Annotated in this window: 19 protein-coding genes; 7 read left to right on the forward strand and 12 right to left on the reverse strand. The window is 70.7% G+C overall.

Features of this window, described 5'->3' with window-relative positions:
* The first annotated feature begins 130 nt into the window (after window positions 1–130).
* The 5 genes from D9C15_RS19625 (at window position 131) to D9C15_RS19645 (ending at window position 6259) form a co-directional block, all read left to right on the forward strand.
* A complete protein-coding gene (locus tag D9C15_RS19625) occupies window positions 131–859 on the forward strand; it encodes a pirin family protein (protein WP_128000163.1) in 729 nt (242 codons plus the stop codon).
* A 33-nt stretch (window positions 860–892) separates the two neighbouring features.
* Window positions 893–1447, forward strand: coding sequence for a flavodoxin family protein (locus tag D9C15_RS19630; RefSeq protein WP_128000164.1), 555 nt, complete (start codon window positions 893–895; stop codon window positions 1445–1447).
* Window positions 1448–1454: 7 nt separating this feature from the next.
* Window positions 1455–2048 carry an NADPH-dependent FMN reductase gene (locus D9C15_RS19635; protein ID WP_128000165.1) on the forward strand — a complete coding sequence of 198 codons (594 nt, stop codon included), beginning with the start codon at window positions 1455–1457 and terminating at the stop codon, window positions 2046–2048.
* Between the two features lie 16 nt (window positions 2049–2064).
* The gene (locus D9C15_RS19640; protein ID WP_128000166.1) at window positions 2065–2784 is read left to right on the forward strand and encodes a DUF599 domain-containing protein; all 720 of its coding nucleotides are present in this window, start codon (window positions 2065–2067) and stop codon (window positions 2782–2784) included.
* An 85-nt stretch (window positions 2785–2869) separates the two neighbouring features.
* The gene (locus tag D9C15_RS19645; RefSeq protein WP_128000167.1) at window positions 2870–6259 is read left to right on the forward strand and encodes a beta strand repeat-containing protein; all 3390 of its coding nucleotides are present in this window, start codon (window positions 2870–2872) and stop codon (window positions 6257–6259) included.
* Here the strand turns inward: D9C15_RS19645 and egtB are convergent, their stop codons facing one another.
* Together egtB and D9C15_RS19655 are read right to left on the reverse strand one after the other, a co-directional pair.
* Entirely contained in the window at window positions 6260–7456 is a 1197-nt protein-coding gene (egtB, locus tag D9C15_RS19650; protein ID WP_128000168.1) for an ergothioneine biosynthesis protein EgtB, read from the reverse strand.
* Between the two features lie 42 nt (window positions 7457–7498).
* Window positions 7499–8233 (reverse strand): sulfurtransferase, encoded by a 735-nt coding sequence (locus D9C15_RS19655; protein WP_128000169.1) that lies wholly within the window; start codon window positions 8231–8233, stop codon window positions 7499–7501.
* A 42-nt stretch (window positions 8234–8275) separates the two neighbouring features.
* Between D9C15_RS19655 and dnaE the strand changes: the two genes are divergently transcribed.
* Window positions 8276–11779 carry a DNA polymerase III subunit alpha gene (gene dnaE, locus D9C15_RS19660; protein ID WP_128000170.1) on the forward strand — a complete coding sequence of 1168 codons (3504 nt, stop codon included), beginning with the start codon at window positions 8276–8278 and terminating at the stop codon, window positions 11777–11779.
* Complete coding sequence (locus D9C15_RS19665; protein ID WP_128000171.1) at window positions 11776–12957, forward strand: patatin-like phospholipase family protein; 1182 nt, start codon at window positions 11776–11778, stop codon at window positions 12955–12957. Before dnaE ends, D9C15_RS19665 begins: the two co-directional genes overlap by 4 nt.
* Window positions 12958–12964: 7 nt before the next feature.
* On the opposite strand, the gene D9C15_RS19670 is transcribed toward D9C15_RS19665, so the two are convergent.
* The 10 genes from D9C15_RS19670 to pheA all read right to left on the reverse strand — a co-directional run bounded on the left by D9C15_RS19670 (window position 12965) and on the right by pheA (window position 23121).
* Window positions 12965–13309: a ComEA family DNA-binding protein gene (locus tag D9C15_RS19670; RefSeq protein ID WP_128000172.1), complete on the reverse strand. Its 345-nt coding sequence runs from the start codon at window positions 13307–13309 to the stop codon at window positions 12965–12967.
* A gap of 126 nt (window positions 13310–13435) precedes the next feature.
* A complete protein-coding gene (gene rfaD, locus D9C15_RS19675) occupies window positions 13436–14434 on the reverse strand; it encodes an ADP-glyceromanno-heptose 6-epimerase (protein WP_128000398.1) in 999 nt (332 codons plus the stop codon).
* Between the two features lie 70 nt (window positions 14435–14504).
* Window positions 14505–15452 carry a D-glycero-beta-D-manno-heptose-7-phosphate kinase gene (gene rfaE1 / locus D9C15_RS19680; RefSeq protein WP_128000173.1) on the reverse strand — a complete coding sequence of 316 codons (948 nt, stop codon included), beginning with the start codon at window positions 15450–15452 and terminating at the stop codon, window positions 14505–14507.
* A complete protein-coding gene (gene lapB / locus D9C15_RS19685) occupies window positions 15452–16600 on the reverse strand; it encodes a lipopolysaccharide assembly protein LapB (protein ID WP_128000174.1) in 1149 nt (382 codons plus the stop codon). Before lapB ends, rfaE1 begins: the two co-directional genes overlap by 1 nt.
* The gene (locus D9C15_RS19690; protein WP_128000175.1) at window positions 16590–16901 is read right to left on the reverse strand and encodes a lipopolysaccharide assembly protein LapA domain-containing protein; all 312 of its coding nucleotides are present in this window, start codon (window positions 16899–16901) and stop codon (window positions 16590–16592) included. The genes lapB and D9C15_RS19690 overlap by 11 nt, the downstream gene beginning before the upstream one ends.
* A 40-nt stretch (window positions 16902–16941) precedes the next feature.
* Entirely contained in the window at window positions 16942–17265 is a 324-nt protein-coding gene (locus D9C15_RS19695; RefSeq protein ID WP_128000176.1) for an integration host factor subunit beta, read from the reverse strand.
* Between the two features lie 24 nt (window positions 17266–17289).
* Window positions 17290–19005 (reverse strand): 30S ribosomal protein S1, encoded by a 1716-nt coding sequence (rpsA, locus tag D9C15_RS19700; RefSeq protein WP_128000177.1) that lies wholly within the window; start codon window positions 19003–19005, stop codon window positions 17290–17292.
* Window positions 19006–19101: 96 nt separating this feature from the next.
* Complete coding sequence (locus D9C15_RS19705; RefSeq protein ID WP_128000178.1) at window positions 19102–21102, reverse strand: bifunctional 3-phosphoshikimate 1-carboxyvinyltransferase/cytidylate kinase; 2001 nt, start codon at window positions 21100–21102, stop codon at window positions 19102–19104.
* Window positions 21103–21112: 10 nt separating this feature from the next.
* Window positions 21113–21997: a prephenate dehydrogenase gene (locus D9C15_RS19710; RefSeq protein ID WP_128000179.1), complete on the reverse strand. Its 885-nt coding sequence runs from the start codon at window positions 21995–21997 to the stop codon at window positions 21113–21115.
* Window positions 21998–22014: 17 nt separating this feature from the next.
* Window positions 22015–23121: a prephenate dehydratase gene (pheA, locus tag D9C15_RS19715; RefSeq protein WP_128000180.1), complete on the reverse strand. Its 1107-nt coding sequence runs from the start codon at window positions 23119–23121 to the stop codon at window positions 22015–22017.
* Window positions 23122–23177: the final 56 nt, after the last annotated feature.

Below are 23177 nucleotides of genomic sequence, written 5' to 3' on the forward strand. Positions count from 1 at the left end.
GCGGGCAGGCGGGGGAGAAAGGCCTTCATCTTATTTGAACGCGAGCTTCAAGCCCGCGCCCCCCCTGCGCCGCAGGCGGCCCCTACATTGGCTCCATCGACCCCACCACTTCACTCGGAGATCAGGACTCATGATCGCGCTGCGCAAATCCTGCGAACGGGGATACGCGGACCATGGCTGGCTGAAGAGCTTCCACAGCTTCTCCTTCGCCGACTACCACGACCCGAAGCACATGGGCTTCGGCAACCTGCGGGTGATCAACGAAGACCGCATCGCGCCGGGCACCGGCTTCGGCACGCACGGCCACCGCGACATGGAGATCATCAGCTACGTGCTCGAGGGCGAACTCGCGCACAAGGACAGCATGGGCAACGGCACGGCCGGCGGCGCGAACGCCGGCGTGATCCGCCCCGGCGACGTGCAGCGCATGAGCGCCGGGCGCGGCGTGCTGCACAGCGAGTTCAACCACGCGCCGCACGCCACCACGCACTTCCTGCAGATCTGGATCCTGCCCGACCGCGACCAGCTCGGCATCGAGCCCGGCTACGAGCAGAAGCGCTTCGACGCGGCCGACAAGCGCGGCCGGCTGCGCCTGGTGGCCAGCCCCGACGGCGCCGACGGCTCGGTGACCATCCATGCCGATGCCCGCATGTACGCCGGGTTGTTCGACGCTGGCGAGAATGCCGAGCTCGTGCTCGACCCGGCGCGGCGCAGCTACGTGCACCTGGTGCGCGGCGAGCTGTCCGCCAACGGCCAGCGGCTGCGTGCAGGCGATGCGCTGGCGCTGACCGAGGAGTCGCGCCTGCAGCTGGCCGAGGGCCGCGACGCCGAGGTCATCGTGTTCGACCTCGCGGCCTGAACCTTCATCACCCCCTCACGACGGAGAAGTCGAATGTCGAAGATCGTCATCGTCTACCACAGCGGCTACGGCCACACCAAGAAGGTCGCGGAGGCCGTGGCCGCGGGCTCGGGCGGCACGCTGCTGGCCATCGACCCCGAGGGCAACCTGCCCGAGGGCGGCTGGGAGCAGCTCGCGGCCGCGAGCGCCATCGTGTTCGGCGCGCCCACCTACATGGGCGGCCCGAGCTGGCAGTTCAAGAAGTTCGCCGACGCCTCGTCCAAGCCCTGGTTCATGAAGGTCTGGCGCAACAAGCTGGCCGCCGGCTTCACCAACTCGGCCACGCTCAACGGCGACAAGTTCTCGACCATCACCTACTTCTTCACCCTGTCGCAGCAGCACGGCATGTTCTGGGTCGGCTCCGGCATGCACCCGAGCAATGCCAAGGCGCACACCCGCGACGACCTGAACAACCTGGGCGGCTACGCCGGCCTGATCACCGCCACGCCCTCGGACGCCTCGGTCGACGAGATGGTGCCGGGCGACCTGAAGACGGCCAGGGCCTTCGGCGAACGCATCGCCGAGGCGGTTGCAGGCTTCGCGAAGTGAGGCGCCCATGAGCGGCGTGCGCGTGCTGCTGCTGTCGGGCAGCGAACGGCAGGGCTCGTTCAACAAGAAGCTGGCCGCGGTGGCTGCCGAGGCGGCGCGGCGCGCCGGCGCCGAGGTCGCGCCGCTGGACCTGCGCGCGCTCGCGCTGCCGCTGTACGACGGCGACCTCGAGAAGGCGCAGGGCGTGCCGGCCGGCGCGCGCGCGCTGCGCGACGCGCTGCTGGCCAGCGACGCCGTGCTGCTCTCGACGCCCGAGTACAACGGCTTCCCGACGCCGCTGGTGATCAACAGCTTCGACTGGCTGTCGCGCCTGCAGCCCGAGGACGGCAAGCCTTCCGGCCTGGGCACCACGGCGAACAAGCCGCTCGGCATGCTCGCTGCGTCGCCCGGCCTGCTCGGCGGCCTGCGTTCACTCAACTACACCAAGCAGTTCCTGTCGATGACGTTCGCGATGCTGGCGGTGCCGCAGCAGTTCGCGCTGGCCCGGGCGAACGAGGCCTTCGACGAGCACGGCGCGCTGAAGGACGCCAAGCAGCAGGCCGCCGTCGAGAACGTGGTCAACGCGCTGCTGCGCGTGGCCGGGGCGCTGAAGACGGCCTGAGCTACAGTCCCCGGCCATGGAGCCGGCGATCAAGGTGCTCGCGCTGCTGCCCTGGACGGACTGGGTGGCGCTGCTGTTCTTCTTTGCCGGCTGGGGCGGCTACGTGGTGTTCGCCAAGCGGCGCAGCACCGCGCAGCCCTCGGTGCTGGACACCACCAACCGCATCCGCCGCCAGTGGATGCTGCAGTCCACCTACCGCGAGGTGCGGGTGATCGACGGGATCGTGATCCAGAGCCTGTCGACCAGCCCGTCGTTCTTCGCCTCCACCACCATCCTGATCATCGGCGGCCTGCTCGCGGTGCTGGGCACCACCGAGAAGGCGAGCGAGCTGGTGCGCGAGATCCCGTTCGCCGCGCGCACCTCGGTGCTGGTGTTCGACCTGAAGGTGGTGCTGCTGCTGGGCATCTTCGTCTACGCCTTCTTCCGCTTCACCTGGTCGATGCGCCAGTACACCTTCGGCGCGCTGCTGGTGGCCGCGGCGCCCGAGCGCGACAAGCTCAACGCGATGGGCGCCGCCGGCGAGGCGCAGCGCGAGGCCTTCGCCGAACGTGCCGGGCGCGTGGTGGCGATGGCCGCCGAGACCTTCAACGACGGGCTGCGCGGCTACTACTTCGCGTTCGCCGCGATCGGCTGGTTCTTCTCGCCGCTGGTGTTCGCCATCGCGACGGCGGGCGTGGTGTGGATCCTCTACCAGCGCGAGTTCCGCTCCGAGGTGCTGGAGGCGCTGCGCGAGTGAGGCGCGGGGAGCCGCCTAGAATCGGCACCTGCCGACGACACAACAGCGCTGCGGCAACGACCGCGGCGAACAGGGGGATTCATCGATGGCCACCGTGGTGATGTCGGGTTCGTTCGACTTCGCGAACCCGCCCCGCTGGACCACCTTCTATGCCACGGGGGGCGCGAGCCAGCTGACCCTCAGCGATGCCGAGAAGACCCAGACCTTCTACGGCACGCTGACCTACACCGGCACCACCAGCAACCCGCAGGTGCACGGCACGGTCGATCGCATCTACATGACGGTCGGTCCGTTCGCGGTCTACGACATCACCGGGTTGAGTCTCGACGCGGCCCGGCTGCAGCAGCTGGTGCCGACACCGAACGGCGAGGCGCAGTTCTACGCCTACGTGCTGGCCGGCAACGATCTCTTCCACGGCACGGGCGGCGGCACGGTGCTCGGGCTCACGGGCGACGACACCATCGGCAGCGGCTCGATGTCCGGCCTGTTCGACGGCGGTGCGGGCATCGACACCTTCCAGGCGATGTACGGCGCGGTGTCGGCCGACCTGGGCACCGGCCAGGTGATCCGGCAGGGCGATTCCTCCGGCGGGGTGCTGCGCCTGCGATCGGTGGAGAACCTGCTCGGCTCGACGGGCGACGACACGCTTGCCGGCAGCGCCGGCGACAACCTGATCAACGGCGGCGCCGGGATCGACACGGTGCGCTATGTGCACGCCACGACCGCAGTGCAGATCAACCTCGCCGCCGGCACCGGCCGCGGCGAGGGCAACGACACGCTGGGCAACATCGAGAACGCCATCGGCGGCAGCGCTGCGGATCTGCTGGTGGGCAGCGACGACGCCAACCGGCTCGACGGCGCTGCGGGCAACGACACGATGCGCGGCGGCCTCGGCGACGACACCTACGTGCTGCGCCAGGCGGGAGACGTGATCGTCGAGGCCCCGGGCGGCGGGCGCGATACCGTCCTCACGAGCCTCGCGGTGACCCTGGGGGCCCATCTCGAGAACCTGCAGCTCGGCGGCAGCGCCGCGCTCGACGGCACCGGCAACGCGCTGGCCAACCGCATCGTCGGCAATGCCGCCACCAACCATCTGCGCGGCGGGTCGGGCAACGACACGCTCGAAGGTGCCGCCGGCAGCGACACGCTGGAGGGCGGCCTCGGCGCAGACCGCCTGGACGGCGGTGCGGGTGACGACCGCTACCTGGTCGGTGACGCGCTCGACGTGATCGTGGCCGATGCCGGCGGGATCGACAGCGTGATCGCCAGCGTGGACTACACGCTCGGCGCGGCGGCCATCGAGACCCTGACGCTCTCCGGGACCGCCCTGAACGCCACCGGCAATGCCTGCGCGAACCGGCTCGTCGGCACCGCGGCGGCCAACCTGCTCGACGGGGGCCTCGGTGCCGACACGCTGCAAGGCGGCACCGGCGACGACCGCTACGTGGTGGACCAGGCCGGCGACCGGGTGGTCGAACTGGCCGGCGGCGGCATCGACCAGGTGCGCACCGGCGTGTCGCACGGGCTCGCGGCCAACGTCGAGAACCTGCAGCTCACCGGCAACCTGGCGATCGCGGGCACCGGCAACACGCTGGCCAACCAGATCACCGGCAACGCCGCTGCCAACCTGCTGGACGGCGGTGCCGGTGCCGACACGCTGAGCGGCGGGCGGGGCGATGACGCCTACCTCGTCGACAGCCGCTTCGACGTGCTGGTCGAGGCCAGCGGCGGCGGCACCGACCGCGTGACGAGCAGCGTGAGCTGGACCCTTGCCGCGCAATTCGAGGACCTGCTGCTCAGCGGCAGCGCCGCGCTGTGGGGAACGGGCAATGCGGCCGCGAACCACCTCGAGGGCAACGCCGGCGACAACCGCCTGGACGGCGGTGCCGGCGCCGACACGCTGAGCGGCGGGCTCGGCGACGACGTCTACCTCGTCGACTCCGCTGCCGACCAGGTCGTGGAGGCCTGGAACGCCGGCACCGACGTCGTCTACAGCGCGATCGGGGGGGTGCTGGCCGACAACGTCGAGCAGTTCCGCCTCACCGGCACGGCGTCCGTCGACGCCACGGGCAACACCCGGGACAACCTGCTCGTCGGCAACTCCGGCGCCAACCTGCTCGACGGTGGCGAAGGCTTCGACCTGCTGTACGGCGGCGCGGGGGACGACACCTACCTGATCGACTTCGGGAGAGACCAGGTGATCGAGGCCGCCAACGCCGGCACGGACACCATCCGCACCCTGGTGGCGATGACCTTGCCGGACCACGTCGAGAACGGCGTGCTGCGGGCCGGCGCCATCGGCCGCGAGCTGATCGGCAACACGCTGGACAACACGCTGAGCGGCAACGCGGACTCCAACCTGCTGGACGGCGGCGCCGGGGCCGACACGCTGAAGGGCGGCGAGGGGCAGGATGGCTACATGGTCGACAACGCCGGCGACGTCGTCTTCGACAGTGGCAGCTCCCTGGGCGACTCGGTGCTCAGCAGCGTCAGCATCGCGGCGCTGTGGAACGGCATCGAGACGATCACGCTGCTCGGCACGGAGAACCTGAACGCCACCGGCAACGCCGCGGCCAACACCATGCGCGGCAACGCCGGCGCGAACCGGCTGGATGGCCGGGCCGGCGCAGACACGCTGGTCGGCGGCGCCGGCGACGACGTCTACCTGGTGGACGACATCGGCGACTACCTCCAGGAGGACTGGGACGGTGGCACCGACCGCGTGCTGTCCTCGGCATCCGTCGACGGTGGCTGGGGCTGGATCGAGACCATCACGCTGACCGGCAGTGCGGACCTCGACGTGACCTGCCGGGTCTCGAACGTGACCATCGCCGGCAATGCGGGCGACAATCGGCTCGACGGCATCGGCGGCCAGAACACCGTCAGCTACGCGAATGCCACTGCTGCGGTGCGGGTCGACCTGGAGGCCGGCAGTGCGAGCGGATTCGGCAGCGACCAGCTGTCCCATTTCCGCGGCGCGCGCGGCAGCGCCTTCGACGACACCCTGCGCGGCAGCTTCGACGCCAACCGCCTGGCCGGCGGCGCCGGCCACGACCGCTTCGAGCTGTGGAACGCGACGGCGGACGAACTGCTCGATTTTGTCTCCGGCAGCGACCGGATCGCGATCGACCAGTCCGGCCTCGCCCTCGGCAACGGCGACCTGGTGATCGACGGGGCCACCGTCGCCGGCGCACCCGGCGGCTTTGCGCCGGCGGCAGAGCTCGTGTCCGGCTTCATGGCCGAGGGTCCGGCCGCCAACCTGGCGTCCGCGGCAGCCGCCATCGGCTCGGCCAGCGCAGACTACGCGGCCGGGCAGGCCACGCTGTTTGCGGTCCGTGTCGACGAGGGCGTCGCGCTTTACCGCTTCGTGTCGGCCGGCGAGGAGGCGGCCGTCGAGGCCGCGGAGCTGAGCCTGCTGGCAGTGCTGAACGGCGCGACGGGGGTCTCGAGCGCGGACTTCGCCTGGATCGCCTGATCACCGATCCCGCGCCAGGCGCAGCCCGCTGAACTGCCACTGCGCCTCGGGCGGGAAGAAGTTGCGGTAGCTGGCGCGGGCGTGGCCCGCAGGCGTGGCCCAGGAGCTGCCACGCAGTACCTGCTGCTGGCTCATGAACTTGCCGTTGTATTCGCCTACCGCGCCGGGCAGCGGGCGAAAGCCCGGGTAGGGCAGGTAGGCCGAGGCGGTCCATTGCCACACCTCGCCGAACAGCCCATGCAGGCGCCCATCGCCCTGGCGCGCGGCCAGCTCCCATTCATGCTCGGTGGGCAGCCGCGCACCGGCCCAGCGGGCATAGGCGTCGGCCTCGAAGTGGCTCAGGTGGCACACGCTGGCATGGGGGTCGAGTCCGACCAGGCCATGCACCTGGTGCTGCAGCCAGTGCCCGTCCTGCTCGCGCCAGTAGAACGGCGCGCGGCGCGCGCCGGCACGCACCCAGTCCCAGCCGAGCGAGAGCCAGAGCTCGGGCCGCGTGTAGCCGCCGTCGTGCATGAACGCCAGGAACTCGCCGTTGCTCACCGGCCGCGACGCGATCTCGAACGGCGCCAGCCAGGCGCGGTGGCGCGGGGTCTCGTTGTCGAAGCAGAACGCGCCGTCGCGTGCGGGGTCGTGGCCGGTGTCGACCAGGCCGCCGTCGAAGCCGAACCAGGCCAGCGCTCGCGCCGGAGCCGGCGCCTGCGGCCACTGCGCCGACCACGGCGCATGGCCCGGGTTGAACGAGAGCGCGTGCAGCAGGTCGGTGACCATCAGCTCCTGGTGCTGCTGCTCGTGCTGCAGGCCCAGCCGCACCAGCGTGGCCACGGCAGGGTCGTCGCCATGGCGTTGCAGCAGCTCGGCGATGCGTTCGTCCACCTGCGCGCGCCAGCGCTGCACCGTGTCCAGCGTGGGCGCCAGGATCAGGCCGCGTTGCGGGCGCGGATGCATCGCGCCCACGCCCTGGTAGTAGCTGTTGAAGAGCACCCGGAAGCGCTCGTCGAAGGCGCGGAAGCCGCGCTCGTGGCGCTCCAGCACGAAGGTCTCGAAGAACCAGGTGACATGCGCCAGGTGCCACTTGACGGGGCTGGCGTCCGGCATCGACTGCACCTGGCAGTCCTCGGCCGCGAGCGGCGCGGCCAGCCACTGGCTGTGCGCGCGCACGCGGCGGTACTCGTCGAGCAGGGTGGCGGGTTGGTTCATCGGCCGGCTCCTCCGGGTTCGGTCGTGCCGGGCGGCGGCAGCTTACGCCGGGCCGGCCGGCTGCAGCGCGGCGTCGAGCAGCTGGCGTTCGTCGAACACGAAGCAGCGGCCCTCGAAATGCCGGCCGCCGGTCTGCTCGAGGTACTTCAGGATGCCGCCGTCGAGCTGCCACACCGACTCGACGCCGGCTTCCTCGAGGAGGAGCGCCGCCTTTTCGCAGCGGATGCCGCCGGTGCAATAGCTCACCACCGTCTTGCCGGCCAGCGCCGCGGCCTGCGCCCGAACCGCGGCGGGGAAGTCGCTGAAGCGTGCCAGGCGCCAGTCGAGCGCCCCCGTGAAGCGCCCGGCGTCCACCTCGAAGGCGTTGCGCGTGTCCAGCGTCACCACCTCGCGGCCGGCGTCGTCGCGGCCGGTGTCGAGCCAGCGCGCCAGCGTCCGCGCGTCCAGCATTGGCGCGCGGCGCTGCTGCGGCCGGATGGTCGGGTGGTTCATGCGGATGATCTCGCGCTTGACCTTGACCTTCAGGCGGCGGAACGGCAGTTCGTCGGACCAGCTCTCCTTGGTCTCCAGGCCCGCGAACGGCGGCTGTGCACGCAGCCAGGCCACGAAGCCGCGCAGCGTGTCGGGCGGGCCGGCCAGGAACAGGTTGATGCCTTCCTCGGCCAGCAGCACCGTGCCTTTCAGGCCGGCCGCGTGCACGAGGACGCGCTCGCGCCAGCCCGGCAGGTCGGCCAGCGCGACAAAGCGGTAGGCACTGAGGTTCAGGACGCGGTCCACGGGCCGGATTCTAGGCAGCCGCCCCTGCCTAGAATGCGGCTCATGGACTTCGTTCACCTGCGTGCGCATACCGAGTTCTCGGTCGTCGACGGGACCCTGCGCAGCGACGATCTGGTGGCCAGCGCGGCCGCCGACCGGCAGGGCGCGCTGGCCGTCACCGACCTGTCCAACCTGTTCGGCGCGGTCAAGTTCTACAACGCGGCGCGCAAGAAGGGCATCAAGCCCATCCTCGGCGCCGACATCTGGCTCGAACCCGAAGTGGCCGGCCAGGGTGCGAGCCGGCTGCTGCTGCTGGTGCAGGACCAGCCCGGCTACCTGAACCTGTGCGAGATCCTCTCGCGCGCCTGGCTGGTCAACGTGCAGCGTGGCCAGGCCTGGGTGAAGTGGGAGTGGCTGCGCGAGCACGGCGCCGGGCTGATCGTGCTGTCGGGCGCCACCGAGGGCGCCATCGGCCAGGCGCTGCTGGCCGGCGACACCGAACGCGCCCGCACGATCGCGCGGCGCCTGGCGGAAGTCTTCCCGCGCCGCTTCTACCTCGAGCTGCAGCGCGCCGGGCTGCCCGGCCACGAGGCCCAGGTGCGCGCCGCGGTGCCGCTGGCCGCCGAGCTCGGCCTGCCGGTGGTAGCCACACACCCGGTGCAGTTCCTCACCCCGGAAGACTACGAGGCGCACGAGGCGCGCGTCTGCATCGCCGAGGGCGAGGCGCTCGGCAACCCCAAGCGCATCAAGCGCTTCGGCCGCGAGCAGTACTTCAAGACGCGCGCGCAGATGGCCGCGCTGTTCGCCGACATCCCCTCTGCGCTGGCCAACGCGGTGGAGATCGGCAAGCGCTGCAACCTGAGCCTGGTGCTCGGCAAGCCGCAGCTGCCCGACTTTCCGACCCCGCTCGTCGACGGCACGCCGATGCCGATGGCCGACTACTTCCGCCAGCTCTCGCACCAGGGCCTGGAGGAGCGGCTGCAGCACCTCTACCCGGACGCGGCCGAGCGCGAGCGGCAGCGCCCGCGCTACGTGCAGCGCCTGGACTTCGAGATCGGCACGATCCTGAAGATGGGCTTCCCGGGCTACTTCCTGATCGTGGCCGACTTCATCAACTGGGCCAAGAACCACGGCTGCCCGGTCGGTCCCGGCCGCGGCTCGGGCGCCGGCTCGCTGGTGGCCTACTCGCTGAAGATCACCGACCTCGACCCGCTGCGCTACAACCTGCTGTTCGAGCGCTTCCTGAACCCCGAGCGCGTGTCGATGCCCGACTTCGACGTCGACTTCTGCCAGGGCAACCGCGACCGGGTGATCGACTACGTCAAGCAGAAGTACGGCCGCGACGCCGTGAGCCAGATCGCCACCTTCGGCACCATGGCCGCCAAGGCCGCGCTGCGCGACGTGGGGCGTGTGCTCGGCATGGGCTACGGCCACGTGGACAGCGTCGCCAAGCTGGTGCCCGCGCCGCCGGGCAAGACGGTGACGCTGCGCCGCCCGCCCGAGCCGCCGGACAACTCGGTGATCTACGCGCGCAAGGAGGCGCCCGAGATCGAGGAGCGCGAGAAGAACGAGGAGGAGGTGGCCGAGCTGCTCGCGCTCGCCGAGCGCGTCGAGGGCATGGTGCGCAACGTCGGCATGCATGCCGGCGGCGTGCTGATCGCGCCGGGCAGGATCACCGACTTCTGCCCGCTCTACCAGCAGCCCGGCAGCGACAGCGCAGTCAGCCAGTACGACAAGGACGATGTCGAGGCGATCGGCCTGGTGAAGTTCGACTTCCTGGGCCTGGCCACGCTGACCATCCTCGAGCTCGCGAAGGACTTCATCCGGGCGCGCCGCAAGGGGCAGGAGCAGTTCGCCTTCGAGACCCTGCCGCTGGACGACAAGGCCTCGTACCGGCTGATGGCCGAGGGCAAGACGGTGGCGGTGTTCCAGCTCGAATCCTCCGGCATGCAGCGCATGCTGAAGGACGCCAAGCCGAGCGTGTTCGAGGACGTGATCGCGCTCGTGGCGCTGTACCGCCCCGGGCCGATGGACCTGATCCCGACCTTCTGCGCGCGCAAGCACGGGCGCGAGGAGGTGGAGTACCCGCATCCGCTGATGAAGGAGGTGCTCGAGGAGACCTACGGGATCATGGTCTACCAGGAGCAGGTGATGCAGGTGGCCCAGATCGTCGGCGGCTACTCGCTCGGCGGCGCCGACCTGCTGCGCCGCGCGATGGGCAAGAAGAAGCCCGAGGAGATGGCCAAGCACCGCGTCACCTTCGCCGAAGGCGCCGCGAAGAAGGGCATCCCGGAGCCGCAGGCCAACGAGATCTTCGACCTGATGGAGAAGTTCGCGGGCTACGGCTTCAACAAGTCGCACGCCGCCGCGTACGCGCTGCTCGCCTACCACACGGCCTACCTGAAGGCACATTACCCGGCCGAGTTCACCGCCGCCAACATGAGCGTGGCGCTGGACGACACCGACAAGCTGAAGATCTTCCACGACGACGCCGTCGGCACGCTCGGCCTGCGCTTCGAGCCGCCGGACGTCAACACCGGGGCGTACCGCTTCGAGCCGGTGGCCGACGACGTGGTGCGCTACGGCCTGGGCGCCGTCAAGGGCACCGGGCAGAGCGCGATCGAGGCGATCATCGCCGCGCGCGAGGAGGGCGGGGCGTTCAGGAGCCTGTTCGACTTCTGCAACCGGGTCGACCGCGGGCGTGTCAACAAGCGCACCGTCGAGGCGCTGATCAAGGCCGGTGCCTTCGACAAGCTGCACCCGGAACGCGCCGCGATGGTGGCCAGCGTCGGCCTCGCGTTCGACTATGCCGAGACGCAGGCGGCCAATGCCAACCAGGGCGGGCTGTTCGACTTCGGCGACTCCCATGCCGCGAGCACCCAGGAGCCCGCGCTGGTGGCCGCCGAGCCCTGGAGCATCAAGGAGCGGCTCGGCTTCGAGAAGACCGCGCTCGGCTTCTACCTCTCCGGCCACCTGTTCGACCAGAGCGCCGACGAGGTGCGCCACATCGTTCGCCGCAGGAACGCCGACCTGATCGACTCGCGCGAGCCGCAGCTGCTGGCCGGCATCGTCGGCGACCTGCGGGTGGTCAACGGCCAGCGCGGCCGCGTGGCGATCTTCAAGCTCGACGACAAGACCGAAGCGATCGAGGCGGTGGCCAACGAGGACCTGCTCAACGCCAACAAGGAACTGCTGAAGGACGACGAACTCGTCATCGTGCAGGGCAAGCTGCAGCCCGACCGCTTCTCCGGCGGGCTGCGGCTGAACGTCAACCAGGTGTGGGACCTGGCCGCCGCGCGCTGCCGCTTCGGCAAGTACCTGCGCGTCGAGGTCAACGGCAGCGTGCCGCCGGTGGCCGAGGTGCTGCGCGACTACCCCTCGCGCCGCCTCGTCACCGAGCATGGCGACCTGCCGCAGGGCCTGACCGTGCGCCTTGCGCTCAAGCGCGAACGCGCCAGCGGCGAGATCGACCTCGGCGACGCGGCGCGTTTCTACCCGACCGACGACGCGCTGGCGCGCTGGCGCTCGAGTGCGCACGAAGGCCGGGCCGAGGTCGTCTACGAGTGAGTGACGCCACCGTCACCGGGCTGGTGCTGACCGGGGGTGGGGCGCGCGCGGCCTACCAGGTCGGCGTGCTCAAGGCGGTGGCGCAGATCCGGCGCGAGTCGAAGGCGCCTGCGCAGAACCCTTTCCCGGTGATCACCGGCACCTCCGCCGGCGCGATCAACGCGGCCGCGCTGGCCTGCCGCTGCAACGACTTCGACGCCGGCGTGCGCGCGCTCGTCGAGGTGTGGGAGAACTTCCACGCCGAGCAGGTGTACCGCGCCGACTCGCTGGGCGTGATCCGCACCGGCGCGCGCTGGCTGACGCTGTTCTCGATCGGCTGGCTGATCGCGCGCTGGCGCCGCGCGCGGCCGAAGTCGCTGCTGGACAACTCGCCGGCGGCGAACCTGCTGCGCCGCATGGTCAGCAGCGAGCGGCTGCGCCAGATGATGCACGAGGGTCACCTGCACGCGATCGCCGTCACCGCGTCGAGCTACGGCTCTGGCCTGCACGTGACCTTCTACGACGCGCTGCAGGAGATCGTGCCGTGGACCCGCTCGCAGCGCATCGCGGTGCGCTCGGAGATCGGCGTGCCGCACCTGATGGCCTCGTCGGCGATCCCGTTCGTCTTCCCGGCCGTCGCGCTGCCGATCGAGGGCCGCACCGAGTACTTCGGCGACGGCTCGATGCGCCAGGCCGCGCCGATCTCGCCGGCCGTGCACCTGGGCGCCACCCGCATCCTGATCATCGGCGCCGGCCGCATGCACGAGCCGCCGGGCGCACGGGCGCACAGCGAGGAGTACCCGAACCTGGCCCAGATCGCCGGCCATGCGATGTCGAACATCTTCCTCGACGCGCTGGCGGTGGACGTGGAGCGGCTGCAGCGCATCAACGCGACGCTGAAGCTGCTGCCGGCCGACGCGCTGGCGCGCACCACGCTGCGGCCGATCGAGACCCTGGTGATCGCGCCCAGCCAGCGCCTGGACGACCTGGCTGCCAAGCACCTGCGCAGCCTGCCGGCGCCGGTGCGCGCGATGCTGCGCGGCGTCGGCGTGACGGGCAGCGGCGAGGACGCGCGCGGCGCGGCGCTGGCCAGCTACCTGCTGTTCGAGTCGCCCTACACACGCGAGCTGGTGGCCCTCGGCGCGGCGGACACGCTGGCGCGCCGCGACGAGGTGAAGGACTTCTTCGGCTGGGCCTGAGGCTCGCTCACGAGGCCGGCTTGTCGGCCTTCTTCTCGTTCTTCTCCGACTTGGCCTTGGGTGCCTTGTAGACCGCCGGCGCGGAGGCGGTGTAGGCCTTGCCGTTGACCGTCAGGCCGTTCTCGGAGAGCTTGTGTGCCTTGCCCTCGCCCACGCCCTTGACGCGGGTGCGCAGGTCGGCCCAGTCGGCGAACGGACCGCTCTTGCGCGCGTCGAGCATGCGCTGGGCCATGCTGGGGCCGATGCCCTTGACGGCCTCGAGCTCGGCCTGGCCGGCCTTGTTGATGTCGGTGGCGGCGGCGGCCAGCGTCGTGGCGAGGGCAAGGGCGGCGGCGGCGATGAACTTGAACATGATGAGGCTCCTGGTCGGTTGACGAGCCGCGGTATTGCGGGCTCGGAGCCATTGTTCGAAGCAGGCCGCGCGGCGTGAATCGCCACCGTGGGTTCCCCCGCGGACCTCCCCCCGACGGGGGCCGCCCTACGCGGCGGGCTGCGCCGCCAGCCAGTTCACGTAGCGCGTCACGCCGGTGGCCACGTCGGCGAAGGCGTGATCGCAGCCGGCGCCGCGCAGCGCGGCCAGGTCGGCCTGGGTGAAACACTGGTACTTGCCCACCAGCGCGTCGGGGAAGGGGATGTACTCGACCAGCCCGCGCGAGACGAGCTCGGCCAGCGGCAGCGACGCCTCCCCCTTCAGGGCGCGTGCCGCGTTGACCGTCGCGTGCGCCACGTCGTTGAACGGCTGGGCGCGGCCGGTGCCGAGGTTGAAGATGCCGCTCCTGTCCGGGTGCTGCAGGAACCACAGCTTGACGGCCACCACGTCATCGACGAAGACGAAGTCGCGCGACTGCATGCCCGGGCCATAGCCGCCGTACTCGCCGAACAGCTTGACCTTGCCGTGCTCGCGGAACTGGTGGAAGTGGTGGAAGGCCACCGAGGCCATGCGTGCCTTGTGCTGCTCGCGCGGGCCGTAGACGTTGAAGTAGCGGAAGCCCGCCACCTGCGCCTTCGAGCCCGGCAGCATGCGACGCACGACGTTGTCGAACAGCAGCTTGCTGTACCCGTACACGTTCAGCGGCTGCTCGAACTGCGGTTCCTCGCGGAAGCTGGCGCTGCCGCCGTAGGTGGCCGCCGACGAGGCGTACAGCAGCCGCGTGCCCTGCGCCTGGCAGGCGTCGAGCAGGTCCTTCGAACACCGGTAGTTGGTGTCCATCATGTAGCGGCCGTTGTGCTCCATCGTGTCGGAGCAGGCGCCCTCGTGCAGCACCGCCTCGACGCGGCCGAAGTCGCCACGCGCGAAGCGGGCGTAGAAGTCGGTCTTGTCGTAGTAGTCGGCGATCCTCGCGCCGAGCAGGTTGCGGTACTTCGGGCCGTTGGTGAGGTTGTCGACGGCGATGACGTCGTCGATGCCCAGCGCGTTCAGCCCCTGCACCATGTTGCTGCCGATCATGCCGGCCGCACCGGTGACGACGACTCGAATGCTCATGACAACCCCCTTGCGCTGCGCGCGTCCCCCCAAGGGGGAGCGCAAGACTTGAGACGGCTCGGCGTCATGCTGCAAACAGCTCCTCGAAGCTGACGCTGGCGGTGCCGAACTTGCCGACCACGATGCCGCCGGCGCGGTTGGCGTGCTCCATCGCCTCGCGCAGGCCCAGGCCGCTGGCGAGCATCACGGCCATGGTGGCGATCACGGTGTCGCCGGCGCCGGTGACGTCGAACACCTCGCGCGCCTGGGCCGGGATGCGCACATGGCCCTGGGCGTCGAAGAGCGACATGCCTTCCTCGCTGCGCGTGAGCAGCAGGCCGCCGAGGCCGAGCCGCTCGCGCAGCGCGAAGGCACGCTCGTGCAGCTGCGCCTCGCTGCTCCAGGCGCCGATCACCTGTGCCAGCTCGGCGCGATTCGGCGTGATCACCGTGGCGCCGCGGTAGCGCTCGTAGTCGCTGCCCTTGGGGTCGACCAGCACGGCGCGGTTCGCCGAGCGTGCCAGCTCGATCATGCGCGGGATGTGGGTCAGGCCGCCCTTGCCGTAGTCGGAGAACAGCACCACGTCGGAGACCGCCAGCGTCTGCTCGTACTGCGCGAGCAGGTCCTCCAGCACCTCGTGGTCGGGCTCCTCCTCGAAGTCGACGCGCAGCAGCTGCTGCGAGCGGCCGATCACGCGCAGCTTGACGATGGTGGTCATGCGCGGGTCGCGCTTGAAGAGCGACTCGACCCCGCTTTTCGCCAGCAGCGCCTCGAGCCGGTGGCCGTGTTCGTCGTCGCCGATGGCGGTCAGCAGCCGCGCGGTGGCGCCGAGCGCGCGGGCGTTCCAGGCGACGTTGGCGGCACCGCCCAGGCGCTCCTGCTCCTTGGCGCGGTTCACGCGCACCACCGGCACCGGCGCCTCGGGCGAGATGCGGTCGACGGCGCCGAACCAGTAGCGGTCCAGCATCGCGTCGCCGACCACCAGCACGCGGGCGCGCGCGATCTGCTCGCGCGTCGGTCGGGGGGTGTTCATCACAGGTCCTCCAGCCGCTGCGGCGGGTAGGTGTCCCAGCCCAGGCAGGCGGGACATTGCCAGAAGTAGTTCTGCGCCTCGAAGGCGCAGGCGGCGCAGCGGTAGCGCTGCAGCGGCTTGGCCGAGCGGCCCACGGCCTCGCGCAGCGCGAGCGCCTCGGCCTCGTCGAAGGCCGTGCCGCCGACCTGCAGCAGGCCCTGTGCGGCCGCGAGCGAGGGGTGCTGCTGCAGGTGCGCGAGCAGCCGCCGGCGGTGTCGCTCAGGATCCTCGTCCAGCAGCGCGAGTGCGGCCAGCAGGTCGCTGCTCGGGCTGCGCCGGTACAGCGCTTCCAGCTGTTCGTAGGCCGGGCCGGGCTCGCCGAGCTGCCGGGCGCTGTCGGCATAGTCGCACGCGACCAGGTTGAACGCGGCCGGGTGCGCCGCCATCAGCGTGCCCCAGGCCTGCAGCACCTCGCGGTGCTCGCCGCGTGCGCGGGCGCGCTGGCCGGCCAGGATCAGCGGGCGCGGCGCCTGCGGCGCGGCCTCGCGGGCACGCTGCAGGGCCTCGGTCGCCTCGGCCTCCTGCTGGCGCGCCTGCGCCTCCTGGGCCAGCTCGCACCAGTAATGCGCGATGCGGGCCTTGAACGAGCCGCTGCCGGCCCGCTCGAGCCGCGCCGCCACCTCGGCGGCGGCGCGCCATTCGCGCGAACGCTCGTGCAGCGCCAGCAGCGCCAGGCGCGCCTCGGTGTCGAAGGGCGAGCCCTCGAGCGCCTCGAAGGCCTGCTCGGCGCGGTCGAACAGGCCGGCCTTCATGAAGTCCTGCGCCAGCGCGTGCTGGGCGCGTTCGCGGTCGGCGCTGGCCAGGTCGCCGCGCTGCAGCAGGTGCTCGTGCACGCGCACCGCCCGCTCGTACTCGCCGCGGCGGCGGAACAGGTTGCCGAGCGCGAAATGCAGCTCGGTGGTGTCGGGGTCGTGCTGGACGGCCTCGATGAAGGCGTCGATCGCCTTGTCGTGCTGCTCGTTGAGCAGCAGGTTCAGGCCCTTGTAGTAGGCCTTGGGCGACTCCTGCTGCTCGCGCTTCCACTGGCGCAGGTCCAGGCGCGAGGCGAGCCAGCCGAGCGCAAAGGCCACCGGCAGCCCGAGCAGCAGCCACTGCAGGTCAAATTCCATCGCGCGGCGGGTGTTCCGGAGTGGGGGGCACCACGAGCTGCGAGGTGTCGGTGGCGGCGCCGGGATCGTCGTCGGTGGCCCGGCGGCGCGCCACGCGGCGGTGCCGCCACCAGCTCGGCAGCATCGCCAGCACGCCGGCCACGCAGCCGAGCGCGAAGGCGGCGAGCACGACGAACACCATCGAGGTGCGCCACTCGTAGCCGAAGAACCAGCGGATGGCCGCGTCGTGCTGGTTGTTCAGCGCGAACGCGAAGAGAACGAAGAAGAGGAAGGCCCGGGCGAGCCAGACGACGATGCGCATCGGTGGGTCGCGCCGATTCTAGCGACGCGACCCCCGGGAATCAGCCCGTCTTGTCGACGGGGCCCGGCTCGTCGCGCACCGGCACGTGGGCGTCGACCGCCTCGCGCAGGGCCTTGCCGGGCTTGAAATGGGGCACCAGCTTCTCGGGGATGATCACCTGCTCGCCGCTGCGCGGGTTGCGGCCCACGCGCGGCGGGCGGCGGTTGATCGAGAAGCTGCCGAAGCCGCGGATCTCGATGCGGTGCCCGCGCGCGAGCGCGTCGGACATCGCATCGAGGATCGTCTTGACCGCGAACTCGGTGTCGCGGTGGGTCAGCTGGCCGAAGCGCTCGGCCAGCCTGGTCACCAGGTCGGAACGGGTCATGACGGGCGTTCGGCGGTGAGGACCTTACTCGCTCTTGTTGTCGAGCTTGGCGCGCAGCAGCGCACCGAGGCTCGTCGTGCCGGCGCTCTCGCGCTCGTTGGTCTGCGCCAGGCGCTGCATCGCTTCCTGCTGGTCGGCGCTGTCCTTGGCCTTGATCGACAACTGGATCGAGCGCGTCTTGCGGTCGATGTTGATGATCAGGGCGGTGACCTCGTCGCCTTCCTTCAGCACGTTGCGCGCGTCTTCCACGCGGTCGCGGCTGATCTCGGACGCGCGCAGGTAACCCGTCACGTCGGCGTTGAGCTGGATCTCGGCGCCGCGTGCATCCACGCTCTTGACCTTGCCCGTCACCGTCGCGCCGCGGTCGTTGACCGAGGTGTAGCTGGTGAACGGGTCGGAATCGAGCTGCTTGATGCCCAGCGAGATGCGCTCGCGGTCCACGTCGACGGCCAGCACCACGGCCTCGACCTCCTGGCCCTTCTTGTAGTTGCGCACCGCGCTCTCGCCCGGCTCGTTCCAGGACAGGTCGGACAGGTGCACCAGGCCGTCGATGCCGGCGGCCAGGCCGACGAACACGCCGAAGTCGGTGATCGACTTGACCGGGCCCTTGACCTTGTCGCCGCGCTGCACGGTGGCGGCGAACTCCTCCCAGGGGTTCGCCTTGCACTGCTTCATGCCCAGGCTGATGCGGCGCTTGTCCTCGTCGATCTCGAGCACCATGACCTCGACTTCCTCGCCGAGGGAGACCACCTTGTTCGGGGCGACGTTCTTGTTGGTCCAGTCCATCTCGGAGACGTGCACCAGGCCTTCGATGCCCGGCTCGATCTCGACGAAGGCGCCGTAGTCGGCGATGTTGGTGACCTTGCCGAACAGGCGCGTGCCCTGCGGGTAGCGGCGCGAGACGCCGTGCCACGGGTCGTCGCCGAGCTGCTTGAGGCCGAGCGACACGCGGTTCTTCTCGGCGTCGAACTTCAGCACCTTGGCGTCGAGCTCCTGGCCGACCTGCACCACCTCGCTCGGGTGGCGCACGCGGCGCCAGGCCATGTCGGTGATGTGCAGCAGGCCGTCGATGCCGCCGAGGTCGACGAAGGCGCCGTACTCGGTGATGTTCTTGACCACGCCGTGCACGATCGCGCCTTCATGCAGCGTCTCGAGCAGCTTGGCGCGCTCCTCGCCCATCGAGGCCTCGACCACCGCGCGGCGCGACAGCACCACGTTGTTGCGCTTGCGGTCGAGCTTGATGACCTTGAACTCCATGGTCTTGCCCTCGAACGGCGTCATGTCCTTGACGGGACGCGTGTCGAGCAGCGAGCCGGGGAGGAAGGCGCGGATGCCGTTGACCAGCACCGTCAGGCCGCCCTTGACCTTGCCGTTCACCGTGCCGGTGACGAAGTCGCCGGATTCGAGCGCCTTCTCGAGCGCCAGCCAGGAAGCCAGGCGCTTGGCCTTGTCGCGCGACAGGATGGTGTCGCCGTAGCCGTTCTCGAGCGCGTCGATGGCCACCGAGACGAAATCGCCGACCTGGACTTCCAGGCCGCCGGTGTCGTTCTTGAATTCGTCGATGGGGATGTAGGCTTCCGACTTCAGGCCGGCATTGACCACCACGAAGTTGTAGTCGACACGGACGACCTCGGCCGTGATGACCTCGCCGCTGCGCATCTCCGAGCGCTTCAGCGATTCTTCGAACAGGGCGGCAAACGATTCGCCGCCCGAGCTGGTGGCTTGTTGAACTTGGGACATGGGGACTTTCGGGTGCGGCTCGCGCCGCGGGTTGCGGTTGATGATCCGTCGCCCCGGCGCGCCTTGCGGCGCTGGAGGGGAGGCGACGGGCCTTCTTCAGCGGCCCCTTGCCGAAGCGAAGGGCCGGCGCTGCTCCCAGGCTTCCAGCACCAGGGCCATCGAGGCCTCGACGCTCAGGGCCGAGTTGTCCAGCAGCAGCGCCTCCGGGGCCGGTTTCAAGGGCGCGACGCTGCGGTTCGAGTCTCTTGCATCGCGCGCCTCGAGGTCGGCTCGGAGGTCGTCGATGCTAGCCGGAATTCCCTTTGAAATCAACTGCTTGTAGCGGCGCTGCGCGCGCGTGGCGGCGCTCGCCGTGAGGAACACCTTGAAGTCGGCGGCGGGGAAGATCACGGTGCCCATGTCGCGCCCGTCGGCCACCAGGCCAGGCACGCGGCGGAAGCCCAGTTGCAGCTGGCGCAGCGCCTCGCGCACCGCCGGCCAGGCGGCCACGCGCGAGGCCATCAGGCCGACCTGCTCGTCGCGCAGCGCCTCGGCCACGTTCTCGGCGCCCAGGTGGGCCTCGCCGCCCACGAAATGCAGGTCCAGCCCGGCCGCCACGCGGGCCAGCGCGGCTTCGTCGTCGCCGGGCACGCCCTGGCGCATCGCGGTCAGCGCGGTGGCGCGGTAGACCGCGCCGGAATCCAGGAAGTGGTAGCCGAGCGCCTTGGCCACGGCGCTGGCCAGCGTGCCCTTGCCGGAGGCGGTGGGACCGTCGACCGTGATCACCGGGATGTCGTCCATCCGCGTGCGCACCAGCCCGAACAGCGCCTCGAAGTACTCCGGGAAGGTCTTGCCGACGCACTTCGGGTCGAGGATGCGCACCGGCGCGCCGGCGAAGGCGGCCAGCGAGAAGCACATCGCGATGCGGTGGTCGTCGTAGGTGCGGATCGCCGCGGGCAGGGTGCGCTCGGGCGGTGTCACGGCGATGACGTCGGGGCCTTCCTCGACCGTCGCCCCGAGTTTGCGCAGCTCGGCCGCCATCGCGGCGATGCGGTCGGTCTCCTTGACGCGCCAGCTGGCGATGTTGGTCAACCGCGTGGTGCCCTTGGCAAAGAGCGCCATGACCGCCAGCGTCATCGCGGCGTCCGGGATGTGGTTGCAGTCCAGCGTGATCGCCTGCAGCGGGAAGCGGCCGCGCTTGACCTCCAGCCAGCCGGGGCCGCTCGTCACGTCCGCGCCCATGGCCTGCGCGGCCTCGACGAAGCGGATGTCGCCCTGGATCGAATCGCTGCCCACGCCCTCGATGCGCACCGGGGCGTCGGGCGCCGCGATCGCGCCTAGTGCGATGAAGTACGAGGCGGACGAGGCGTCCCCCTCGACGTGGATGCTGCCGGGAGAACGGTAGGCGCTGCCCCGCGGGATCGTGAAGCGCTGCCAGCCCTCGCGCCGCACTGCGATGCCGAAGCGGGCCAGCAGGTTCAGCGTGATCTCGACGTAGGGCTTGGAGATCAGCTCGCCGTCGACCTCGATGACGATGTCGTTGCCTTGCGCGACCAGCGGCAGCGCGAGCAGCAGCGCGGTCAGGAACTGGCTCGAGACGTCGCCCCGCACCCGGATCGGCGCGTCGGTGCGCAGCGCGCCGGCCGACAGGCGCAGCGGCGGGTAACCGTCCTGGCCCAGGTAGTCCACCGTGCAGCCGAGCTGGCGCAGCGCATCGACCAGGTCGCCGATCGGGCGCTCGTGCATGCGCGGCACGCCGGAAAGCTCGAAGCGGCCGCCCTGGGTGGCCGCGAGCACGGCCAGCGCGGCGGTCAGCGGCCGCATCGCGGTGCCGGCGTTGCCGAGGAAGAGCTTTGCCTCGTTCGTCTTCAGCCGCGCGCCGAGCCCGGTGACACGCAGCGCCTCGCCCTCGCGCTCGAGGCCGCAGCCCAGCGTGCGCAGCGCCTCGAGCATCACGCGCGTGTCGTCGGAGTCGAGCAGGTCGTGCACGAGCGTCGTGCCCTCGCACAGGCCGGCGAGCAGCAGCACGCGGTTGGAGATGCTCTTGGAGCCCGGCAGGCGCACCAGCCCGGCGGCGGTCTGCAGGGGAGGGAGGTCGAGGAACTCGGTGGCGTACATGGGCCGAGCGTCAGCGGTTGCTGCCCGGCTTGCCGCTGCCCATCTGCCAGCCGGCACGCGCCTCGGAGGCCTTGCGGATCAGGTCCTCCAGCGCCTCGGCGTTGCCGGTCTTGATGACGTGTTCCATCGCGTCCAGCGTGTGCCGGAAACGCTGCGACTGCTTGAGGATCTCTTCGCGGTTGGACATCAGGATGTCGCGCCAGACCGTCGGGTCGCTGGCGGCGATGCGGGTGAAGTCGCGGAAACCCGGACCGGCAAGAGACAGGAAGTCGCGCCCGGCGGGCTGGCGCGCCACCGAGTTGAAGTAGGCGAAGGCCAGCATGTGCGGCAGGTGGCTGACGGCAGCGAACGCGGCGTCGTGGTTCTCGGGCGTCATGCGCAGCACCTGCGCGCCGATCGCGGCCCAGCAGTCGGTGGCCTTCTGCACCAGCTCGGGCGTGGTCTGCGGCAGCGGCGTGAGGATCACCTGCCGCCCGCTGTAGAGCGCGGCGTCGGCGTGGGTGATGCCGGCCACCTCCTTGCCGGCGATCGGGTGCGCCGGCACGAACGAGGGCACGCGTTCCTTGAGCACGCGGCGCGCCGCATCGACCACGTCGCGCTTGGTCGAGCCGACGTCCATGAACAGCACGCCCGGCTCCACCAGGTGGCGGATCGCCTTGAAGGTGGATTCGGTGGCCGACACCGGCACCGCGATCAGCACCACGTCGGAGCCGGAGACGGCCAGCAGCGCCGACTCGGCCGCCTGGTCGATCACGCCGAGCTGACGCGCGCGCTCGGTGGTGGAAGGCGACTTGCTGTAGCCGATCACGCGCTTGACCAGACCGGCGCGCTTGAGCGCCAGCGCGAACGAGCCGCCCATCAAGCCGCAACCGATGACACCGAGCTGGTTGAACATCTGCGAGTCGGTCCTGGTCAGTGCACGTCGATCGGGTAGGTGCCCAGCACCTTGAAGAACGCGCACACGCTGCGCAGTTCCTTGAGTGCCTGCGCCACCTGCGGCTGGTCCGGGTGGCCCTGCAGGTCGATGTAGAAGTAGTACTCCCACTGGCCCGAGCGCGCCGGGCGCGACTCGAAGCGGCTCATCGACACGCCGTGCTGCTTGAGCGGCACCAGCATGTCGTGCACCGCGCCGGGCCGGTTCGGCACCGAGACCACCAGGCTGGTGCAGTCGTGGCCCGAGGCGGCCGGGCGCGGCTGGCGGTCCGGGTGGGCCAGGATGGCGAAACGGGTGCGGTTGTGCGCCTCGTCCTGGATCGCCGGGGCCACGACGTGCAGGCCGAACTCGCTGCCGGCGCGCTCGCTGGCGATCGCCGCCAGGCCGGCATCGGCGGCCGCCAGGCGCGCGCCCTCGGCGTTGCTGGACACCGGACGGCGCTCCACCTGCGGCAGGTGGTTGGACAGCCAGCCGTGGCATTGCGCCAGCGCCTGCGGATGCGCGCAGACGGCGCGGATGCCTTCGAGCGCGTTCTCGCGGCGCAGCAGGTTGTGCTTCACGACCAGGCTGGTCTCGCCGATGATGAACAGCGGCGTGGTCAGGAACAGGTCGAGCGAGCGTGTCACCACGCCCTCGGTGGAGTTCTCCACCGGCACGACGCCGAAGTCGGCGGCGCCGGCCACCGTCTGGTGCAGCACCTCGTCGAAGTTGGCGCAGGGCACGCGCACGATCGACGAGCCGAAGAAGCCGAGCGCGGCCTCCTCGCTGAAGGTGCCGGCCGGGCCGAGGTAGGCCACGCGCGTGGGTGTCTCCAGCGCGCGGCAGGCCGACATGATCTCGCGCCAGATCGGCGCCACGCTCTCGGACTTCAGCGGGCCCGGGTTGGCGCTCTTCAGGCCGTCAATCACCTGTGCCTCGCGCTCGGGGCGGAACACCACCGAGCCTTCCTTCTTCTTCAGCTCGCCGACCTGCTGGGCCAGCTGCGCGCGCCGGTTCAGCAGCGCGAGCAGTTCGCGGTCGAGCCCGTCGATCTGCGTGCGCAGCGAGAGCAGCTCGGGCAGGGGCGAAGCGGGAGAGTCAGCCATGGGCCCGAAATTGTCGCATCACTTGCGGCCCGGCCCGGCAGCGCAGGCCGCCGGGC

Origin of the sequence: Piscinibacter defluvii (assembly GCF_004011805.1) — a bacterium.
GTDB lineage: Bacteria > Pseudomonadota > Gammaproteobacteria > Burkholderiales > Burkholderiaceae_C > Piscinibacter > Piscinibacter defluvii.

Bases quoted from the DNA above. Each gene is read 5' to 3' on its own strand.
- D9C15_RS19625 (WP_128000163.1), top strand. From the start codon at position 131: ATGATCGCGCTGCGCAAATCCTGCGAACGGGGATACGCGGACCATGGC.
- D9C15_RS19630 (WP_128000164.1), top strand. From the start codon at position 893: ATGTCGAAGATCGTCATCGTCTACCACAGCGGCTACGGCCACACCAAG.
- D9C15_RS19635 (WP_128000165.1), top strand. From the start codon at position 1,455: ATGAGCGGCGTGCGCGTGCTGCTGCTGTCGGGCAGCGAACGGCAGGGC.
- D9C15_RS19640 (WP_128000166.1), top strand. From the start codon at position 2,065: ATGGAGCCGGCGATCAAGGTGCTCGCGCTGCTGCCCTGGACGGACTGG.
- D9C15_RS19645 (WP_128000167.1), top strand. From the start codon at position 2,870: ATGGCCACCGTGGTGATGTCGGGTTCGTTCGACTTCGCGAACCCGCCC.
- egtB (WP_128000168.1), bottom strand. From the start codon at position 7,456: ATGAACCAACCCGCCACCCTGCTCGACGAGTACCGCCGCGTGCGCGCG.
- dnaE (WP_128000170.1), top strand. From the start codon at position 8,276: ATGGACTTCGTTCACCTGCGTGCGCATACCGAGTTCTCGGTCGTCGAC.
- D9C15_RS19670 (WP_128000172.1), bottom strand. From the start codon at position 13,309: ATGTTCAAGTTCATCGCCGCCGCCGCCCTTGCCCTCGCCACGACGCTG.
- rfaE1 (WP_128000173.1), bottom strand. From the start codon at position 15,452: ATGAACACCCCCCGACCGACGCGCGAGCAGATCGCGCGCGCCCGCGTG.
- lapB (WP_128000174.1), bottom strand. From the start codon at position 16,600: ATGGAATTTGACCTGCAGTGGCTGCTGCTCGGGCTGCCGGTGGCCTTT.
- D9C15_RS19690 (WP_128000175.1), bottom strand. From the start codon at position 16,901: ATGCGCATCGTCGTCTGGCTCGCCCGGGCCTTCCTCTTCTTCGTTCTC.
- D9C15_RS19695 (WP_128000176.1), bottom strand. From the start codon at position 17,265: ATGACCCGTTCCGACCTGGTGACCAGGCTGGCCGAGCGCTTCGGCCAG.
- rpsA (WP_128000177.1), bottom strand. From the start codon at position 19,005: ATGTCCCAAGTTCAACAAGCCACCAGCTCGGGCGGCGAATCGTTTGCC.
- D9C15_RS19705 (WP_128000178.1), bottom strand. From the start codon at position 21,102: ATGTACGCCACCGAGTTCCTCGACCTCCCTCCCCTGCAGACCGCCGCC.
- D9C15_RS19710 (WP_128000179.1), bottom strand. From the start codon at position 21,997: ATGTTCAACCAGCTCGGTGTCATCGGTTGCGGCTTGATGGGCGGCTCG.
- pheA (WP_128000180.1), bottom strand. From the start codon at position 23,121: ATGGCTGACTCTCCCGCTTCGCCCCTGCCCGAGCTGCTCTCGCTGCGC.